Annotated in this window: 17 protein-coding genes and 2 pseudogenes; 15 read left to right on the plus strand and 4 right to left on the minus strand. The window is 38.1% G+C overall.

Going from position 1 to position 19,284, the window contains the following annotated elements:
• Positions 1 to 10: 10 nt before the first annotated feature.
• Together EJF36_RS04520 and rpmG are read left to right on the plus strand one after the other, a co-directional pair.
• Entirely contained in the window at positions 11 to 1,201 is a 1,191-nt protein-coding gene (locus EJF36_RS04520; protein ID WP_125905183.1) for a GTP-binding protein, read from the plus strand.
• 26 nt (positions 1,202 to 1,227) lie between these two features.
• Positions 1,228 to 1,376 (plus strand): annotated as a pseudogene (rpmG, locus tag EJF36_RS04525) (50S ribosomal protein L33).
• An 88-nt stretch (positions 1,377 to 1,464) separates the two neighbouring features.
• On the opposite strand, the pseudogene EJF36_RS22135 reads toward rpmG, so the two are convergent.
• Positions 1,465 to 1,533, minus strand: a pseudogene (locus EJF36_RS22135) (hypothetical protein); the annotation flags it as partial.
• A gap of 336 nt (positions 1,534 to 1,869) precedes the next feature.
• Between EJF36_RS22135 and EJF36_RS04535 the strand changes: the two are divergent.
• Complete coding sequence (locus tag EJF36_RS04535) at positions 1,870 to 2,919, plus strand: aldose epimerase family protein (protein WP_125905184.1); 1,050 nt, start codon at positions 1,870 to 1,872, stop codon at positions 2,917 to 2,919.
• A gap of 192 nt (positions 2,920 to 3,111) precedes the next feature.
• Positions 3,112 to 3,747 carry a hypothetical protein gene (locus EJF36_RS21415; protein ID WP_185806810.1) on the plus strand — a complete coding sequence of 212 codons (636 nt, stop codon included), beginning with the start codon at positions 3,112 to 3,114 and terminating at the stop codon, positions 3,745 to 3,747.
• 58 nt (positions 3,748 to 3,805) lie between these two features.
• Here the strand turns inward: EJF36_RS21415 and EJF36_RS04545 are convergent, their stop codons facing one another.
• Complete coding sequence (locus EJF36_RS04545) at positions 3,806 to 4,585, minus strand: helix-turn-helix domain-containing protein (protein ID WP_125905185.1); 780 nt, start codon at positions 4,583 to 4,585, stop codon at positions 3,806 to 3,808.
• Positions 4,586 to 4,719: 134 nt separating this feature from the next.
• On the opposite strand from EJF36_RS04545, the gene EJF36_RS04550 reads away from it, so the two are divergent.
• From EJF36_RS04550 to speD, 5 genes are all read left to right on the plus strand, one after another.
• Entirely contained in the window at positions 4,720 to 5,478 is a 759-nt protein-coding gene (locus tag EJF36_RS04550) for a sugar phosphate isomerase/epimerase family protein (RefSeq protein ID WP_125905186.1), read from the plus strand.
• 18 nt (positions 5,479 to 5,496) lie between these two features.
• Complete coding sequence (locus tag EJF36_RS04555; RefSeq protein WP_125905187.1) at positions 5,497 to 6,519, plus strand: Gfo/Idh/MocA family protein; 1,023 nt, start codon at positions 5,497 to 5,499, stop codon at positions 6,517 to 6,519.
• A 19-nt stretch (positions 6,520 to 6,538) separates the two neighbouring features.
• Positions 6,539 to 7,507, plus strand: a complete 969-nt coding sequence (locus EJF36_RS04560) for a sugar phosphate isomerase/epimerase family protein (protein WP_125905188.1) — start codon at positions 6,539 to 6,541, stop codon at positions 7,505 to 7,507.
• 1 nt (position 7,508) lies between these two features.
• On the plus strand, positions 7,509 to 8,561 hold the full coding sequence (locus EJF36_RS04565) for a Gfo/Idh/MocA family protein (protein WP_125905189.1): 1,053 nt from the start codon (positions 7,509 to 7,511) through the stop codon (positions 8,559 to 8,561).
• Positions 8,562 to 9,336: 775 nt separating this feature from the next.
• On the plus strand, positions 9,337 to 10,158 hold the full coding sequence (gene speD, locus EJF36_RS04570; RefSeq protein WP_125905190.1) for an adenosylmethionine decarboxylase: 822 nt from the start codon (positions 9,337 to 9,339) through the stop codon (positions 10,156 to 10,158).
• Positions 10,159 to 10,266: 108 nt separating this feature from the next.
• Here the strand turns inward: speD and EJF36_RS04575 are convergent, their stop codons facing one another.
• Positions 10,267 to 11,181 (minus strand): phosphatidate cytidylyltransferase, encoded by a 915-nt coding sequence (locus tag EJF36_RS04575; protein WP_125905191.1) that lies wholly within the window; start codon positions 11,179 to 11,181, stop codon positions 10,267 to 10,269.
• 79 nt (positions 11,182 to 11,260) lie between these two features.
• Here EJF36_RS04575 and EJF36_RS04580 point away from each other — a divergent pair, with 79 nt between their 5' ends.
• Entirely contained in the window at positions 11,261 to 11,800 is a 540-nt protein-coding gene (locus EJF36_RS04580; RefSeq protein ID WP_125905192.1) for a hypothetical protein, read from the plus strand.
• Between the two features lie 68 nt (positions 11,801 to 11,868).
• Here the strand turns inward: EJF36_RS04580 and EJF36_RS04585 are convergent, their stop codons facing one another.
• Positions 11,869 to 13,521, minus strand: coding sequence for a glutamine--tRNA ligase/YqeY domain fusion protein (locus EJF36_RS04585; RefSeq protein ID WP_125905193.1), 1,653 nt, complete (start codon positions 13,519 to 13,521; stop codon positions 11,869 to 11,871).
• 175 nt (positions 13,522 to 13,696) lie between these two features.
• On the opposite strand from EJF36_RS04585, the gene EJF36_RS04590 reads away from it, so the two are divergent.
• The 5 genes from EJF36_RS04590 (at position 13,697) to EJF36_RS04610 (ending at position 18,998) form a co-directional block, all read left to right on the plus strand.
• A complete protein-coding gene (locus tag EJF36_RS04590) occupies positions 13,697 to 14,131 on the plus strand; it encodes an ATP-binding protein (protein ID WP_125905194.1) in 435 nt (144 codons plus the stop codon).
• Positions 14,132 to 14,292: 161 nt separating this feature from the next.
• The gene (locus EJF36_RS04595; protein WP_221760716.1) at positions 14,293 to 15,393 is read left to right on the plus strand and encodes a radical SAM/SPASM domain-containing protein; all 1,101 of its coding nucleotides are present in this window, start codon (positions 14,293 to 14,295) and stop codon (positions 15,391 to 15,393) included.
• 398 nt (positions 15,394 to 15,791) lie between these two features.
• Complete coding sequence (locus EJF36_RS04600; protein ID WP_125905195.1) at positions 15,792 to 16,934, plus strand: acyl-CoA dehydrogenase family protein; 1,143 nt, start codon at positions 15,792 to 15,794, stop codon at positions 16,932 to 16,934.
• Between the two features lie 19 nt (positions 16,935 to 16,953).
• The gene (locus tag EJF36_RS04605; RefSeq protein WP_125905196.1) at positions 16,954 to 17,799 is read left to right on the plus strand and encodes a 3-hydroxyacyl-CoA dehydrogenase family protein; all 846 of its coding nucleotides are present in this window, start codon (positions 16,954 to 16,956) and stop codon (positions 17,797 to 17,799) included.
• A 47-nt stretch (positions 17,800 to 17,846) separates the two neighbouring features.
• Positions 17,847 to 18,998, plus strand: coding sequence for a thiolase family protein (locus EJF36_RS04610; protein ID WP_125905197.1), 1,152 nt, complete (start codon positions 17,847 to 17,849; stop codon positions 18,996 to 18,998).
• Positions 18,999 to 19,284: the final 286 nt, after the last annotated feature.

A 19,284-nucleotide genomic window follows, 5' to 3' on the forward strand; every position in this document is an offset into this window, starting at 1 on the left:
GGGATTTATTTTGAAAAACAAGCAAGTACCTGTAACAGTTTTAAGTGGGTTTTTAGGTTCTGGAAAAACAACGTTATTAAATCATATTTTAACAAACAAAGAGAACAAAAAGATCGCAGTCATTGTGAATGATATGAGTGAAGTGAATATTGATGCGTCACTCATAAAACAAGGTGGCTTCTCAAGAACAGAAGAAAAAATGATAGAGCTTCAGAATGGATGTATATGCTGTACATTACGAGAAGATTTAATGATTGAAGTAGAAAGACTTGTAAAGTCAGCTGATATAGATTACATCGTCATTGAATCAACCGGTATTGCAGAGCCGATACCAGTCGCTCAAACATTTACGTATATAGACGAAGAGTTAGGTATTAATCTATCAGAGTTCTGTAGACTCGACACGATGGTAACAGTCGTTGATGGCAATAGATTTTGGCATGATTTTGCATGTGGAGAAAGCTTGTTAGACCGCAAACAGGCAACTGATGAAACTGATACGAGAGAGGTTGTCGATTTATTAATTGATCAAATTGAGTTTGCTAATGTGATTTTATTAAATAAAACTGATTTAATATCAGAGGAAGATTGCGATGAGTTACAGGCTGTACTTAGAAAATTAAATCCAGACGCGAAAATACTGAATTCTGTTCATTCTGTTGTGCGATTAGATGAAGTAATAAATACACATATGTTTGATTTTGATAAAGCTAGTCAAGGAGCAGGCTGGATTAAGGAGTTAAATGAAGAACACACACCTGAAACAGAGGAATACGGAATTTCATCATTTGTGTATCGTAGCAGAAAACCATTTCATCCAGAGCGGTGGAGAACGTGGCTTGAAGATTGGCCTGTTGATGTAATTCGAGCTAAAGGTTTCTTTTGGTTAGCTTCAAGACCAGACATGTCAGGGCTATTGTCACAAGCGGGTACGTCGATCATGTTTCAAGCAGCTGGTCCTTGGGTTGCTTCATATACAGAAGAAGAAAGAGAAAGCGTATTACGAGAGGAACCAGAACTACTTGAAAGGTGGGATGACACATACGGTGATAGAATGAACGAAATTGTCTTTATCGGTTTAGATATGAACCGTGAAGCAATAGAAGCATCTTTAAATACGTGTTTGCTGACAGATGATGAAATGTATATGGATTGGTCAGCATTTGAAGATAGGTTACCTAAGTTTGAAGTAGAAGTATAGTTCACCATAATATAGGCGCTTTAAAAATGAGAGTAAAAATAACACTAGCATGTACTGAAACATAGATAGAAATTACATTACGACAAAAAATTAAAGAAATAATCCAGACCGTATTGAGTTAATGAAGTATTGTCCGCGTTGGAAAAAACATACAATGCATAGAGAAACAAAATAGTTTTTGCCAAATAGTAATGAGTTTCAGGTAATTTTTTAATTTTACTTTCATAACGTATACAGACCAATTATAACTTTGTAATTGGTCTGTTTTCTATGTAAAACTTAACGGCAAACCCTCGTGGGTCTCTTAATGTTTCTGGAGAATGTCCCCCATGTCATGGTTATGGATGTAAATGGGGAGCCAATATTTAAGTATCGCTCCCCGGTTTCCAACAATACGAGTGTTTTAATTGTCAGTGACAGGGTGACCTTGTCGATTCGTTAAAGTATCATCTGAATTTTTCATGTTATGTATGTTATGTTGATTCTCTGCCATCGTATACACCTCCTTCTAATTACTCTTTCATTTTTTTTCATAAAATAAAGGATATATTCATAAGAAATTTCTTTTAAGTATGATAAAATTTCAGTAAAATTTATTGACGTTATACACTTGCAGTTCTATGATGGTGTTGTAGGCGCTCTCATTTGAAATGACAGGAGTAATTAAAATGAAACTAGTGAAGAGAATTTTTGCTGAGTTAAAAAATCAAACGATTTTTGCGTACAATTTTAAAAACGATAATGGCATGGAAGTTGAGTTACTAAATTATGGCGGAATCATCACTAAAATCATCGTGCCTGATAGAGAGGGCAAGTTAGAAAACGTAGTACTCGGATTTGATACAATTGATGAATATTTTCAGCGCTCCCCTTATTTCGGTGCTATTGTCGGACGTGTAGCTGGGAGAATTAAAGATGGTGAGTTTACGTTAAATGGCGTGTCATATAACCTAGCGAAAAATAACGGAAACAATCATTTACATGGTGGAATTAAGGGCTTTGATAAGGTGATTTGGGATGCGCATGTAATAGAGCATGAAGACAGACTGTCGGTCGAACTTTCCTATGTAAGCAACGATAAAGAAGAGGGCTATCCTGGGACTTTACATATGAAGGTTACATATACGTTGACGAACAAGAATGAACTATATGTATGTTATGAAGGAGTAAGTGATCAGCGTACACTGCTCAATGTTACGAATCATTCGTATTTTAACTTATCTGGTAATTTAAAGCGAGATATACTTAATCATGTTCTAACATTAAAGAGTGATCGAATGGTTGAACTAAATGAAGAGCTTTTACCAACTGGAGAGATTTGTCCGGTTAAAGGAACTGCGTTCGATTTTTCTATTGGACGTGCAATTAAGAGTGGGTATGAATCAAAGCACCCTCAAAATATTTTAGCAGGGAACGGGTATGATCATCCATTTATTTTATCAGAGCATTTTAATAAAGAAGTTGAATTAAAGGATGAAGAGAGCGGACGTGTTTTAATAGTTGAAACGGATCAACCAGCAGTTGTGCTATATACGGGTTCACAGCTATCAGATAATTATGTGATTAGAGACGTACAATCTCGGAAATATCTTGGCTTATGCTTAGAGACACAAGGGCTCCCAGACGCGATACATCATCCACAGTTTCCATCTATCATTATTGAAAAAGATGAACTATATCAATCCACAACAAAGTATACATTTAGCATCACACAATAAAGAAGCGACCTTGACAAAATGATGTCAAGGTCGTTTTTGTTGTTAATGCCACATGATGGCTCAATCCCATAATCAGAACGATAAGTCATAGCTATGGTGATGACATCGCCTGCAGAATCTTTGAACGGACAGTCCCGGATTAATTACACATAGCATATGTTACTACGGAGTATGAATAGGAGGAATGCCTACATGTATCCATATAATGTGTATCATCATAATCATTATGTTGTAAGAGAACAACCAGGACTTGATGGAGAAACGATTGGTAATATTTACGGGATGTATCCAGGGTTTGGTCAAACACAATATCCTGCCGGATCTCAATTTAATGGTCAAGGCCAATTCCCAGGAATGCCAGGGTTTGAAGGACAAACACCAGGTCAAGGTCAATTCCCAGGAATGCCAGGGTTTGAAGGCCCAATGCCAGGTCAAGGTCAATTCCCAGGAATGCCAGGGTTTGAAGGCCCAATGCCAGGTCAAGGCCAATTCCCAGGAATGCCAGGGTTTGAAGGACAAACACCAGGGCAAGGTCAGTTCCCAGGAATGCCAGGCTTTCAAGGAGAAATGCCAGGTCAAGGTCAATTCCCAGGAATGCCAGGGTTTGAAGGCCCAATGCCAGGTCAAGGTCAATTCCCAGGAATGCCAGGCTCTCAAGGAGAAATGCCAGGTCAAGGTCAATTCCCAGGAATACAAGGCTTTCAAGGAGAAATGCCAGGTCAAGGTCAATTCCCAGGAATGCCTGGCTTTCAAGGACAAATGCCAGGTCAAGGTCAATTCCCAGGGTATCCAAACTTTGAAGGACCACTACCAGGTCCAAGAAGGTAGGCAAAAAATGACCCCCAAGTTAGGAGTTTTATATAACTAGGGGGTTTCGTTTATTCAATTATTCATTCTGTCTATACGAACCGGGTGAAATACCATATTTCTTTTTAAATACTCTATGAAAATAAGGATAAGTACCAAACCCACATTCTTGTGCAATTTGTTCAAGTGTCATAGAAGTGTATTTCATTCTCTCGATGGCAGCTGTTATTCGGATGTCTTGCGCATATTCAATCATTGTCATATCCACACTATTCTTAAATAAATGAACGGCTCGAGAAACACTGAGGCCTACATACTGAGCCACATCTTCAATTTTTAATTCAGTGGTGGCATGCTCCTCAATATATCGCATCATTCTTGTAACAGCGTAAGGCCGGTTAAGCGCAGTTTCTGTGACAGCTCGTTCTAACGATACACATAGTGCTCGAATTAAATACCCCGTTAATTCATTCTCATCTGCGGATGTTGGTCGTCTCATTTCAACAGTCAGGTGCCTCCATAAGGCGAGTAATTTTTCATCGAGACCAATTCTTGATACGGTTGGTTTTGGTGAACGTTGCCACCATTCATCAATCCACGTTCCTTCACATGCTAAGTGATAATCTGCACTATGAATAGATTCATCGTTTGTCTCTTCTATAAGTAATTCATAATCATCGCCAGGCTTAATCAGTAATAAATCACCTTTTTCAACTTGATAATTTTTACCTTGTGCTGTTATTTTACAGACGCCCTCGGTTTGAATGCGAAATAAATAAGCAGGAAATCCACTTTTATTTTGAGAATAAAACCGTTGTGTATGAAAGGAGTACCCACAATAACCAATATGTATTGTCATAGTTTTCTTCTCCTTAAGAATAATAAATAGCAAAATAGTGCATGTTTTCATTATATCATCTATGTTCACAAATAGTAATATCGTATACTATTGGGTCAAATAGTTTATAAGTAAACATGTGAAGGGGAGGCAGGATGATGAGTATTCCAGTGGCAGTACAAATGTATACACTTCGAGAAGAAAGTGCACAGGATTTTGTCGGAACTTTAAAGAAAGTCGCAGACTTAGGATTCACAGGTGTTGAATTTGCGGGTTATGGTGGTTTACCTGTTCGAGAGGTGAAAGCGCTTTTAAATGAGTTAGGCTTACATGCCGTGTCAAGTCACATTCCACTTGAGCAATTAGAAAGCAATTTAGAACAGGTGATTGAAGATCAAAAAGTGTTAGGAAGTAGTTATATTGTATGTCCTTACATACTACCTGAACAGCGTACAGAAGAAAATTACCTTAAGCTTATTGCTAATCTTAAAAAAATCAATGAGGTATGCCAGTCTGAAGGGATAACGTTGTGTTATCACAATCATGATTTTGAGTTAGAACGTTTGTCAGATGGTCGTTCAGCTTTAGAAACAATATTTGACAATACAACGGTTAGCACAGAGCTTGATGTGTATTGGCTTACAAAAGCAGGAGAAGATCCTGTTGAGTGGTTAAAACGCTATAAGGGTAGGTCCCCACTTGTTCATTTAAAAGACATGACAGTGGATGACGAAAAATTCTTTGCAGAGCTAGGTACAGGTGGTGTTGATCTAACGAGCATTTTACAAACTGGTGATGAAGCTGGTGTGAAATGGTGGATAGTTGAACAAGACCAAAGTCGTCGTACACCTTTTGAAAGTATTGAAATGAGTTTAGAGTATTTAAAAACAAAATTACCTTATCTTAGAGATTAAATTAGGAGGCAAAATAACATGAGTACATTAAAAGTTGGAGTTATTGGTTGTGGAGCTATTGCACAACGTCGTCATTTACCAGAGTATGCAGCGAACAAAAATGTAGAGATTGTGGCAGTTTGTGATATTAATGCTGAACGTGCAGAAGAAATGGCAACAAAATACGACGCAAAGGCTTATACAGAATATAAGGATGTCATCGCTTTAGATGAAATCGATGTCATAAGTGTATGTTTACCGAACTATTTACATGCACCAGTATCAATTGCTGCTTCACAGGCAGGAAAGCATGTGTTATGTGAAAAGCCTATGGCAACTTCAAAAGAAGAAGCTCTAGCTATGATTGAGGCAGCAAAGGCAAGCAACAAAAAACTTATGGTTGCACATAATCAACGTTTTGTAAGCTCACACCGCAAAGCAAAAGAAATTATTGAAAGCGGGAAGTTAGGAAAAGTGTATAGCTTTAGAACAACGTTTGGTCACCCAGGACCTGAAGACTGGAGCTTAGATGGAAGAGAAAGTTGGTTCTTCAATAAAGAAGAAGCATTTATTGGTGCAATGGGAGATTTAGGCGTGCATAAAGCAGACTTAATGCGTTATTTACTGGGTGACTTTGCTGAAGTGTCATCATTTATTGAAACAAATGCGAAAGAAAATACAGATGTTGATGACAACGCAGTTTGTATTTTGCGCACAGCTAATGGCATAATTGGTACGCTAGCAGCAAGCTGGGCTTATGTAAAAGGTGGCGATAATTCTACTGTGATTTATGGTGAGAAAGGTGTTCTTCGCCTTGAAGATCATCCAGAGTATTCACTTATTGAAGAATATAAAAATGGTGAAGCAGTATATCATAAGCTTGGTAAAATTCAAACAAATGAAGAGGGTGGCCAAACAAATTCACATGTTATTAATCACTTTGTAACATGCATCCTTGAAGATAAGCAACCGCTAATAACAGGCGAAGAGGGTATGAAATCTCTAGACGTCATTTTAGGGGCTCTTGAATCACAAAAAACCAAGAGAATCATTTCACTATAATTGAAAGGGGCAATTCACTATGAAACTTGGTGTTTTCACAGTATTATTCTCACAGATGTCTTTCGAAGATATGTTAGATTATGTAAAAAATGCAGGTCTTGATGCAGTAGAAATCGGTACGGGCTGTTATCCTGGTAATGCCCATTGTCCACTTGATGAGTTACTTGAAAGTGAAGAAAAGCGTACAGCTTATTTAGAGGCTGTTACATCTCGTGGGTTAACTATTAGTGCGTTCAGTTGTCACGGCAATCCACTTACACCAGATAAAACATTTGCGGAAGAATCGGATACAGTATTACGCAAAACAATTAAGCTTGCATCGCTACTAGGTGTACCTGTTGTTAACGCTTTTTCAGGTACTCCTGGCGATAGTGAAGAAGCAAAACAACCAAATTGGCCTACTGTTGCATGGCCAACAGAGTATGCAGATATTTTAACTTGGCAGTGGGAGCATAAACTTATCCCTTACTGGAAAGAAATTGGAGAACTTGCTACTGAGCATAACGTGAAAATCGGTTTAGAATTACACGGTGGTTTTTTAGTACATACACCGTATACGATGCTAAAGCTTCGTGAAGCAACATGCGAGGCAATTGGGGCAAATTTAGATCCAAGTCATATGTGGTGGCAAGGGATTGATCCTGTTGCTGCGATTAAAATTCTTGGAGATGCTGGTGCAATTCATCATTTCCACGCAAAAGACACTTACATCGACCAAGACAACGTTAACATGTACGGATTAACAGATATGCAGCCATACGGTGCTTTAAAAACTCGTGCATGGTCGTTCCGCTCTGTGGGATGCGGTCATAGTGTTGCTGAATGGAACGATATGATGAGCGCATTACGCCTTTACAATTATGATTATGTAGTGAGCATTGAGCATGAGGATGCATTAATGTCGATTGAAGAAGGTTTTGCTCGCGCCATAACAAATTTAAAGTCGGTGTTAATTAAAGAAACACCAGGAGAAATGTGGTGGGCATAGTATGGCATACAATTTAGTTATTGTTGGCTATGGTGGCATGGGTAGCTATCATGCTAATACTATATTAAAAGACAACGAAAGTATTCAAGTCATTGGTACGTTTGATATCGATGAAGCAAGAAAAGCTGCTTCCGACGTAGATGGATATAAAACGTATGATAGTTATCAGGCAGTTCTAGACGATAATGCAGTTGATATTATCCTTATTGCTACACCAAATGATGTGCATAAAGAGTTAGCGATAGCAGCGTTACAGGCTAAAAAGCATGTAGTATGCGAAAAGCCAGTTACGATTCATAGTAAAGAACTTGAGGAAATTATGGATGCAGCAATACAACATGATCGTCTGTTTATGGTGCATCAAAATCGTCGTTGGGATGAAGATTTCTTAACGATGAAAACGATTTATGATAAGAATGTAGTTGGTAACGTGTTTCAAATTGAATCACGTGTGCATGGTGCAAACGGCATACCTGGAGATTGGCGTCACTTAAAGGAATACGGCGGCGGTATGCTACTTGATTGGGGAGTTCATCTACTGGATCAGCTTCTTGTGATGGTAGACAGTCGTATCACAAGTGTGTATGCTAATTTAAGCTTTGTACTTGGCGATGAAGTAGATGATGGCTTTCAAACGGTCATTACTTTTGAGAACGGCATTCAAGCATTAATAGAGGTAGGCACCACAAATTTTATTCAACTACCTAGATGGTATGTGAAAGGAACGGAAGGTACAGCTCTTATTAATGATTGGAGCTTAAACGGCCATATAGTTACACAAAATCGTGGAGCAGATTTTGAACATCCTAAGCCAATTAAGGCTGGAAAAGGTTTAACAAAAACAATGGCACCACCTTCTGAAAAAGCTATCACAAAATCAGAGCTGCCAGCCTATGATTCACCTACAGAGGGCTTCTACGAGAATGTAGTAGCTGTTATAGAAAAACGTGAAGAGCCTTACGTGAAAAATGAAGAAGTATTACGAGTGATGCGTTTGATTGAGGTAATTTTCGAAGCAGCAGACAAGAACGAAGTAATAAAAACAAGACTATAATAAATGTATTGAGCCATGTCGTGTAATCTCACGCGATGTGGCTTTTTTTGCATGCATAAATTAAATTATTGTAAAATGTATTAGAATTCTTGAAAACCCACGAAAAAATCTTGAAAAACCCACCGCAATTCTTGAAAAACCAAGTAAATTTCTTGAAAAACACACCACAATTCTTGAAAACCCACAGAAAATTCTTGAAAAACGAACCGAAATTCTTGAAAAACACCGAAATTCTTGAAAACCCACGGAAAATTCTTGAAAAACCCCGGAATTCTTGAAAACCCACGAAAAATTCTTGAAAAACGAACCGAAATTCTTGAAAACCCACGGAAAATTCTTGAAAAACACCGAAATTCTTGAAAAACCAAGTAAATTTCTTGAAAACCACACCACAATTCTTGAAAAACCAAGTAAATTTCTTGAAAACCACACCACAATTCTTGAAAAACACCGAAATTCTTGAAAAACCAAGTAAAATTCTTGAAAACCACACCGTATTTCTTGAATAACCACGAAAAATTCTTGAAAAACCCCGGAATTCTTGAAAAACCAAGTAATTTTCTTGAAAAACGTTCCAACCACCTTGATGCTACATCAAAAAAATTCGAGAAATGTTGTAAAGCTGCCCGATAAGAAGTTTAATTCTCACAAAATGGGGAAGTTCAGGGGAAAGCGCAATTGTACGTTTTTTACACCGTCTCTAAATAAAAGAATAGAATGTTACTTTTTAATCCAACTTAATTGTAAGGAGAAAAATATAAGTGGGGGGTTCGACATGAAGTTAACACCGAAGGAAATTGTTGAATTACATGGGTTTAATAATCTAACTAAGTCCTTAAGCTTTAATATGTTTGATATTTGTTACACAAGAACACAAGAAGAGAGAGAAGCATATATCAATTATATTGATGAGGTGTATAGCGCCGATCGATTGCAAAAGATTTTAAGTCATGTAACGGAAATTATTGGAGCTCATATTTTAAATATTGCGAAGCAGGATTATGAGCCGCAAGGTGCTAGTGTAACAATGCTCGTATCAGAAGGACCTGTCCATGAAGCAAAGCCAGAGCATTTTGAGGAGTCGCCTGGACCTATTCCACAAGGTTCATTTGTGGTAGGTACGTTAGATAAAAGTCATATAACTGTGCATACATATCCAGAATATCATCCTACTGCTGGCATTAGTACATTTCGCGCCGATATTGATGTTTCAACTTGTGGGGAAATATCACCTTTAAAGGCTTTAAATTATTTAATTCACTCGTTTGAAACGGATGTAATGACTATTGACTATAGAGTTCGAGGTTTCACGAGAGATGTTACTGGTCATAAGCTTTTTATTGATCATGATATCAATTCAATTCAAAATTATATTCCAGATGATGTTCAAGAGTATTATGATATGATTGATGTGAATGTGTATCAAGAGAATATCTTTCATACTAAGTGCAAGCTAAGAAATTTTGATTTAAACAATTACTTATTTGGATATACGAAAGATACATTATCGAAGGAAGAACAGGAAACTATTGCTAGACAAATTAAGCTGGAGATGGATGAAATATTCTACGGAAAAAATATTTCACGAGATATTTAAAAATAACACAAAGAAGGACTTAGTTAAACTGCTAAGTCCTCTATTTATTATAGTATAAGAAAAAGCTTGATAAGTTTATTTATCAAGCTTCTTTCAGTGCTCGTGCTTTTACATAAACTCAAAAAAATATCGGATGACATGAAAAAATATAGGAGAAGTGTATGTTAAACTGTCAATGCGATTTAAATAGCTCTCTTTAAGCTTTAGCTGCTTTTCCTCATCACCAATCAGCAAGTCGCGTTTTAAAACTGAAATTGTTAAGCTTCCTAAAAAGGCTGAAGTACTAACTAATACTCCAGATAAAACACCAAATGTCCTATCTAATGGAGTTAAAAAGGGATATAAGCTGTATGATACAATAGTTGTAACGATCGTAGCGAATAAATACCCTTCCCACGTAATATTAGGATTAGAGGTTGGGACAACCTTGCGTTTGCCAATGTAAAGAGATGTTATGTACTGCACAACATCACTGACTTGTGTTAGTACTACTAAAAATAATATTAAGCTTCCCCCGTATTGGGGATTGGCAACTTGGTAATAAGCTAGGTGACTTAAACCAAATACCATAAGCATAAGCCCCCATTGTGTGGAGCTTACGGACCTAAGAAACCCAATGGTACCTTTGTTAAGCAATCTTGGTAAAGGGAGCAGTAAGAAAACGTATACTGGGATAAAAACAATAAACATGCCATACCAGCCAGTGTAAATCCAATAAAATTGTATAGGAATAGCTAAATACGCCCATAAAAACAAGCGTCTGTCTGCTTTTCTTGATTTTATCATGGAAAAGTATTCTTTTAAGGCAAAAAAACATAGTATCATAAGAGATATAAGAGACACAACAGGTGTAAATAAGGTGGCCACAGTAAAGATAACAAACATGCCCCACCAGGTTTTCACTTTAAGTAATAATTCAGAGAAATCTTTAGTTGTTGATTTTTTTTGCAACATATAAAAAATGATTGTTGCAGTTGTAAGAACAATAAATATAACAGATAAAATCCAAAGAACTGATTGCATATAATACCTACTTTCCCACGTGTATAAGTATACTGTACATAATTTCTTTTTATATTCAAAGTAAAATGGAGCTGAGGAAATGGAAACTGCAAGTATTTATATTATGCTAACGGATACAGGGACATTGTTTACTAGGTCCATCAAAAAGTATACAAAGGCTCCATACAATCATGCATCGATATCGTTTGATCGCGAATTAAAAGAGCTTTATAGCTTCGGACGCAAGCAATCTCATAATCCTCTTTATGCTGGATTTGTTAAAGAGGACGTTATCAGTGGGACATTTAGTAAATACCCTAATACGCAATGTGTCATTTATGAACTAAAAGTTACGGAACGTGATATGGAGAAAATGAGGAGAGTTTTGGAGGTTTTTAAAAGAAACCGACCAAAGTATTCATATAATCTGCTTGGATTATTGGGGATTACTTTAGAAGAACCAGTAGAATTCAGTAATTCATATTTTTGTTCTCAATTCGTGGCGGAGATTTTACAACGAGCAGGCATTCGCTTGTGGGATAAGCTGCCGGCACTGGTGACACCAGACGATTTTAGAAATCATCATAAATTAACCATTATCTACGAGGGGAAACTGTCTGAATATGAACCTAAAAATTAATAGGTGGGAAATTTCATATCAGAAGAGAACCATACTATAAAAAGCCAGGCGGCAGCCTGGCTTTTTGTTTATAATTTAAATGAGCTTTTTAAAGAAACAATGAGATTAAAAACGAGATGATCTTCTGTTGTCTGCTTAGGGTCTACATTAAAATATCCATGACGGAAAAATTGAAATTTATCTTGTGGTTTAGCTTCCTTCATGTTAGGTTCCACATACCCTTGTACGATTTCCAAAGATTTTTCGTTAACGTAGTCAAGGAATGTTTTCCCTTCCTCTTCTTCTTCTATGTCAGTAATAATTGGTTCATACAGGCGGAACTCAGCGGGAACAGCTTGTGAGGCTTCAACCCAATGAAGTGTACCTTTTACCTTACGACCAGTGAATCCTGTGCCACTCTTTGTTTCTGGATCATACGTACAACGTAGCTCTACAACATTCCCTTGTTCGTCCTTAATGACTTCTTCACATTTAATAAAATAAGCATGCTTTAAGCGAACTTCATTACCAGGGAACAAGCGGAAGTATTTCTTCGGTGGATCCTCCATGAAATCCTCTTGTTCAATATAAATCTCACGTGAAAAAGGAATTTGACGTGTACCCATTTCTTCGTTTTCAGGATTTATTTCTGCTTCAAGCATTTCCACTTGACCTTCAGGATAGTTTGTAATAACCACTTTTAATGGGCGAATAACACCCATTGTTCGAGGTGATTTTAACTTCAAATCTTCGCGGACAAAATGCTCTAGCATCTGCGAGTCAACAGTTCCACTACCTTTATGAATACCAACTTCTTTACAAAAAGCACGAATTGCCTCAGGTGTGTAACCACGTCGTCTTAATCCAGAAATAGTTGGTAGTCTTGGATCATCCCAACCATCAACAACCTTCTCATCAACAAGCATTTTGAGCTTTCTCTTACTCATAACTGTGTTTGTCACATTTAAGCGAGAGAACTCAATTTGCTGTGGTTGACTTTCCATTTCACATTCCGTTACAACCCAGTTGTAAAAAGGGCGCTGATCTTCAAATTCAAGCGTACATAAGGAGTGTGTAATTCCTTCAATAGCATCCTCTAATGGATGAGCAAAAGCATACATAGGATAGATGCACCATTTATCACCTGTGTTGTGGTGGTGTGAATGAAGAACGCGATATAACACAGGATCACGCATGTTAATGTTGCCAGAACTCATATCAATTTTCGCACGAAGTACTTTTTCTCCGTCTTTGAAATCTCCGTTACGCATACGTTCAAATAATTCAAGATTTTCCTCCACGGAACGGTTGCGGTAAGGACTATCTTTACCAGGTTCTGTTAATGTTCCACGATATTCACGAATTTGCTCTTGTGTTAAATCATCAACATACGCTTTGCCTTTTTTAATTAATAAGACTGCTCGATTGTACATTTCTTCAAAGTAATCAGAAGCGAAGAAAAGGTTATCCCAAGAGTATCCGAGCCATTTTACGTCTTCTTTGATGGATTGTACATATTCTGTATCCTCTTTTAGTGGATTTGTATCATCAAACCGTAGATTCGTAAGACCCTCAAATTCATCAGCTAGTCCAAAATTAATAGTGATCGATTTGGCATGTCCAATATGTAAGTATCCATTTGGTTCTGGTGGAAAGCGAGTAACTATTTTTTCATGCTTACCAGACTGTAAATCTTTAATCATAATATCTTTAATAAAATTTGAATTATGTTCTTTCTCCATACTTATCATCCTTTTGTGAAACGTTTTATAAAAGTATATATAACATAAACGCCCTTATGAATCCAAACATTTCTTTAGTATAGACGAATTTGTTAGTATTTTACTCATTTTATTGTTTTATTGTAACAAATTATGGGCACATATAAAAATAGGAAACGAAAAGGGAGTCTTGAGCATGGAAGAAAGTAGAGAGTTAATTATTAATAATTTCAAGGAGTATAATTTAATAGAAGAAGCCATGCAGCAAGAATTACTACTGATTCCTTGTGAAAAGTGTCGTCTACTATTTCAAGTGGCGATTTTAGAAGCTTTTAATAATGCTGTCGAATACGGAAAATATCCGATTGTAATAAGATTTAAACATATGAACTCTCGAATTGTTACTCGTATAAAGGATTGTGGAAAGGGGTTTCCTGTTAGGCCATTATTTGAGTCAATATCAGTGAACGGTGTATCGACTATGATGGAAGGTAAACTAGAAGATGCTCGAGGCAGAGGAGTTTTAATGATGGTAGAAATAGCTGATAAAGTTATATATAACGCACATGGTAACGATGTAATCTTAATTAAGGGAGTACCTTGTAGCTGTTCGAAAAATGCACCTGGGTAAGTAGAGTTTGCCGATTGCTGAAGAAAATGTTATAAGTACGACTTTCGAATATCCAAGGCAGTAATTTGACATCTTTGTGAAATAGGTAAAATTAAGCAACCGTCTTGTTATAATATTAAACAGACAGATGATGTTTAATAAATAACAAGGCGGCGAATGGTATGCAAACAATGAATGCTGTGCAAGACTTACATTTGAAGTCTCATAAGCTAAGACAGTCATTTTCACCAAGGTTAATTTTTTGGGAGCTTACAGAAGGCTGTAATTTAAAATGTATACACTGTCGAGCGACCGCTCAACCTATGAGATCGGATGCTGAATTATCAACGATTCAAGCCAAACGTGTTGTAGATGATATTGCATCATTTGCAGATCCTATCTTAATTTTAACAGGGGGAGAGCCTCTCTATCGACCTGATTTTTTTGAAATTGCCCAATACGCGCATGATAAAGGGTTAACGTTAGCTATGGCAACAAATGGAACATTAATCACAGAAGATATTGCTAAAAAAATTAAAGATGCAGGTATTCGTCGTGTAGCGATTAGTTTAGATGGTCCAACAGCTGATATACATGATAAGTTTCGTGGCATTGACGGAAGTTTTGAAGCAGCATTGCGTGGTGCTGAGCTTGTTAAAAAGCAAGGTATACAGGTACAATTTAATACGACCATCACGAAACACAATGTGCATGCTGTGGAAGATATGATAGCGCTAGCGGAAGCGCGTGAAGCAGATGCTCTTCATCTATTTATGCTAGTACCGGTAGGCTGTGGGGTACAAATTACGGAATCTAATATGTTAACAGCAACAGAATATGAGAATGTCTTAGAATGGTTTTATGAGCGCTCCCGTGAAGTGTCGTTTGAGATTCGAGCTACTTGCGCGCCACATTATTATCGAATTATGCGTCAAAAAGCTAAGGAACGTGGAGAGCGAGTGACTAGACAAACACACGGCATGAATGCGATGACAAAAGGCTGTCTAGCTGGGTCTGGTGTGTGCTTTATATCTCATAAAGGGTTTGTTCAACCATGTGGATACCTCCCTGTTCAAGTCGGTAACGTTCTTCAGCAACCACTTGAGCAAATTTGGAACGAGTCGCCTGAATTCGCGGTTCTTCGAGATACAAACGAATTAGATGGAAAGTGTGGCATTTGCGAATATGTAAATATTTGCTCGGGTTGTCGCGCACGTGCGTATTACGAAACTGGCAACTTCATGAGTGAAGAACCATATTGTAACTATCAGCCTGGGAAGTAAGAGACCTGGGACTTAAACCTCAACGATAGACGGAATAAACTTATCTATAAATAATTAAATCGAGGGCGAGGCTCTCGGTTTTTTTTCTTGTGTAAATTTGTCTATGATGATGGGAAAAAGAGTCTATGATGTAGTGAAGATAGGGGTTTTTAAAGCCGTATCGTGAAACTCTTATATGAAAAAGGAGGAATTTTCAGACTTTTACTGAAATATAATGTTAAAGCTTGTCACGTGTGTATAAAATTGAAAGCGCTTAAAAGGTAAGGGGTTGCTGTAAAACTATTGTTAAGCAAGCGTTATACAGCAACTAAGTAAATACTATTATATCGATGAGTTACTTAGAAATGAAAGCGAGCAGATACAGAATTCTTATTACGCGAACAGCGGGGGGGCTGAGCATGTCTAACATTTATAACGAAGAACATCGTATTTTTAGGCAAGCATTTAGAAAGTTTTTGGAAAAAGAGGCATACCCCTTTTATGCCGAGTGGGAAAAAAGTGGAATCATCCCTAGGTCCTTTTGGCAAAAGCTTGGAGAACAAGGATTTTTAGGTCCTTCTGTTCCTGAAAAATATGGAGGACTTGGAGCAGACTTTGCGTATGCGGTCATTATTAATGAAGAACTAGAAAAGGTAGGCTCTAGCTTAATAGGTGTGGGACTGCACAATGATATCGTGATTCCTTATCTTCTTCATTATGGCACCGAGGAACAAAAGCAACGTTGGTTACCTGGATGTATTAGTGGCGACATTATTACAGCAATAGCGATGACAGAGCCGGGAGCAGGGTCAGACCTAGCAGGAATTACGACAACAGCAAAGCTAGATGGTGAGTATTATATTGTTAATGGGCAAAAAACATTTATCACAAATGGGATTCATGCAGATTTAGTCGTTGTCGTTTGTAAGACGAATATCGGAGCTAAGCCTGCGCATAAAGGGATAAGTCTATTAATAGTAGAGCGAGAGAATCCTGGCTTTAGTAGAGGGCGTAAACTAGAAAAGATAGGATTACACGCGCAAGACACAGCAGAGCTTATTTTTGAAGAAGCAAAGGTTCCCGCACATAATTTATTAGGTGTTGAGGGAAAGGGCTTTTACTATTTAATGGAGCAATTGCAGCAGGAACGTCTCATTGTAGCAATAGCTGGACAAATTGCTGCAGAGGTCATGTTTGAGCTTGCAAAGAACTATGTAAAAGAAAGAAAAGCATTCGGCAATTCTATTAGCGATTTTCAAACAGTTCAATTTCGATTAGTTGAGATGGCCACGGAAATAGAAATTGGTCGAACATTTGTTGACGACTTAATCGAGAGGCATATGAATGGAGAAGATGTTGTGTCGAAGGTATCTATGGCTAAATGGTGGATAACCGACTTGGCTAAAAAAGTTGCAGCTGAGACGATGCAGTTGCATGGCGGCTATGGCTATATGGAAGAATACGAGATTGCCAGACGTTATCGCGATATTCCTGTTTCAGCGATTTATGCGGGAACAAATGAAATCATGAAAACGATCATCGCTAAAAAACTAGATTTATAAAAAGAAAGGGGTAGTTAGAATGCAAACAGTGGCCGTGATTGGAGCAGGACTAATGGGAAGTGGTATAGCGCAAACCTTTGCGATGAAAGGAAAGTATGTACAGTTGTATGACATTTCAAATGAAGCACTGGGAAAAGGAATTCAAACGATAGAAAAAAGCCTAGGCCGATTTATCAAAGCTGGGCAGCTCTCACAAGCAGACTCACATAGATGTTTACAAAAAATACAACCCACTTTGGATTTGCTTGAGGCAGTAGTAGAGGCAGATTTAGTAGTGGAAGCCATACCTGAAAATCTGCAGTTAAAGCTCAACATGTTTAAACAGCTTGATGAGCTAGCACCTGAACATATTATTTTAGCAACCAATACATCAGAATTAAGTGTGACGGCAATAGCTGCTGCTACATCACGGCCTGAGAAGGTTGTTGGCATGCATTGGTTTAATCCAGCTCCTGTTATGAAGCTAATTGAAATCGTGCGAGGTGTTGACACGTCCGACGAGACAGTTGCTGAAATAGAGAGGGTTTCTACAGAAATCGATAAAGAAACAGTTGTTGTCAAAGATGCTCAAGGTTTTGTAACAACAAGAGCACTTGCAGCACATATGATTGAATGCATGAGAATGTATGAAGAAGGCATAGCAACAGCAGAGGATATTGATAAAGCGGTACGCTTAGGCCTGAATTACCCGATGGGGCCATTAGAGTTAGCTGATTTAGTCGGACTTGACACGATACTATTTGTATCAGAAGGGATGACAGATGCATATGGTGATAGATTTCGCGCCCCACAAGTACTTCGTAAGCTTGTAGAAGCAGGACATTTAGGACGTAAAACAGGTAAAGGCTTTTATAATCATAGATAACGTGTAGCTTTGTATAGGGGATTTTTTAAAAAAGGGGGAATTTTACTGTGAGAGATGTTTTCATAGTTGAAGCAGTGCGTACGGCAGTAGGAAAGAGAAATGGCGTGTTTCGTGACACGCATCCAGTACATTTAGGGGCAACTGTGTTAGATGAAGTCGTTAAACGTGCTCATGTTGATAAAGCTTTGATAGAGGATATTGTTATGGGGTGTGTAACGCCGATTGGTGAACAAGGTTATAATATTGGGCGGCTAGCAGCACTAGAGGCATTATTTCCTGTTGAGGTGCCAGCAGTCCAAATAAATCGTATGTGTGGCTCGGGCCAGCAAGCATTACACTTTGCTAGTCAAGAAATTGCATCAGGGGATATGGATGTAACAATAGCCGCTGGGGTCGAATCGATGACGAAGGTACCGATATTAAGTGATGGTAGCAATGAGCTTACTATTCCTTCATCTTTACATGACAAATATAATTTTATCCATCAAGGACTATCAGCAGAGCTAATTGCTGAAAAATATGGTTTTACTCGTCAGCAGCTAGATGAATATGCACTTGAAAGTCACCGCCGAGCTACGAATGCCATTGCGGCAGGCAAATTTCAGGGGGAAATTGTAGTGTTAAAGGGTGTTGATAAAGAAGGGAATGTGATAGATGTGGAGAACGATGAAGGTCCTCGTGCTGATACTTCCCTTCAAGCACTGTCAGGCTTAAAAACAGTATTTAAACAAGATGGTGTTATTACTGCGGGTAACGCTAGTCAAATGAGTGATGGTGCAGCTGCTGTATTACTAATGTCAGAGAAAAAGATAAATGAACGTAAATTGAACCCAAAAGCGCGTATTGTGGCACGAGCAGTAGTTGGCTCTGATCCAACTATTATGCTGGATGGGGTTATACCTGCAACTCGTAAAGTGCTACAAAAGGCTGGTATGACAATGCAGGACATAGATTTAGTTGAGATAAATGAAGCGTTTGCCCCGGTTGTGTTAGCATGGCAACATGAGTTGGAGGCAGATTTAAGCAAAGTAAATGTAAACGGTGGGGCCATTGCTCTCGGACATCCGTTAGGGGCGACAGGTGCTAAGTTGATGACAGCACTAGTACATGAACTAGAACGCCAACAAAAAAGGTACGGCTTACTAGTTATCTGTATCGGCCATGGTATGAGCACTGCGACTGTTGTTGAGCGGGTATAGTAGGTGTGTATTTCAAAGTGTCAATATAGTTCGGATGGAATCGCGTGATGTGATTTCATCCTTTTTTTTATGTATTTGTAGCTGTGTAACGATTTAACTTGATGGCGCGATTTCGACAAGACTTGGCGCGTTTCCGACAAAGGGTGGCGCGATTTCGACACAAGAGTGGTACATTATTTAGTTCATTTTCCTCTTAATACCGGATATGGTGCGATTTCGACAAGACTTGGCGTGTTTCCGACAAAGGGTGGCGCGATTTCGACACAAGAGTGGTACATTATTTAGT

This window comes from Bacillus sp. HMF5848, assembly GCF_003944835.1.
Taxonomy (GTDB): domain Bacteria; phylum Bacillota; class Bacilli; order Bacillales; family HMF5848; genus HMF5848.

Bases quoted from the DNA above. Each gene is read 5' to 3' on its own strand.
- EJF36_RS04550 (WP_125905186.1), top strand. From the start codon at position 4,720: ATGATGAGTATTCCAGTGGCAGTACAAATGTATACACTTCGAGAAGAA.
- EJF36_RS04555 (WP_125905187.1), top strand. From the start codon at position 5,497: ATGAGTACATTAAAAGTTGGAGTTATTGGTTGTGGAGCTATTGCACAA.
- EJF36_RS04590 (WP_125905194.1), top strand. From the start codon at position 13,697: ATGGAAGAAAGTAGAGAGTTAATTATTAATAATTTCAAGGAGTATAAT.
- EJF36_RS04545 (WP_125905185.1), bottom strand. From the start codon at position 4,585: ATGACAATACATATTGGTTATTGTGGGTACTCCTTTCATACACAACGG.
- EJF36_RS04565 (WP_125905189.1), top strand. From the start codon at position 7,509: ATGGCATACAATTTAGTTATTGTTGGCTATGGTGGCATGGGTAGCTAT.
- EJF36_RS04575 (WP_125905191.1), bottom strand. From the start codon at position 11,181: ATGCAATCAGTTCTTTGGATTTTATCTGTTATATTTATTGTTCTTACA.
- EJF36_RS04580 (WP_125905192.1), top strand. From the start codon at position 11,261: ATGGAAACTGCAAGTATTTATATTATGCTAACGGATACAGGGACATTG.
- EJF36_RS04600 (WP_125905195.1), top strand. From the start codon at position 15,792: ATGTCTAACATTTATAACGAAGAACATCGTATTTTTAGGCAAGCATTT.
- speD (WP_125905190.1), top strand. From the start codon at position 9,337: ATGAAGTTAACACCGAAGGAAATTGTTGAATTACATGGGTTTAATAAT.
- EJF36_RS04585 (WP_125905193.1), bottom strand. From the start codon at position 13,521: ATGGAGAAAGAACATAATTCAAATTTTATTAAAGATATTATGATTAAA.
- EJF36_RS04605 (WP_125905196.1), top strand. From the start codon at position 16,954: ATGCAAACAGTGGCCGTGATTGGAGCAGGACTAATGGGAAGTGGTATA.
- EJF36_RS21415 (WP_185806810.1), top strand. From the start codon at position 3,112: ATGTATCCATATAATGTGTATCATCATAATCATTATGTTGTAAGAGAA.
- EJF36_RS04535 (WP_125905184.1), top strand. From the start codon at position 1,870: ATGAAACTAGTGAAGAGAATTTTTGCTGAGTTAAAAAATCAAACGATT.
- EJF36_RS04560 (WP_125905188.1), top strand. From the start codon at position 6,539: ATGAAACTTGGTGTTTTCACAGTATTATTCTCACAGATGTCTTTCGAA.
- EJF36_RS04595 (WP_221760716.1), top strand. From the start codon at position 14,293: ATGCAAACAATGAATGCTGTGCAAGACTTACATTTGAAGTCTCATAAG.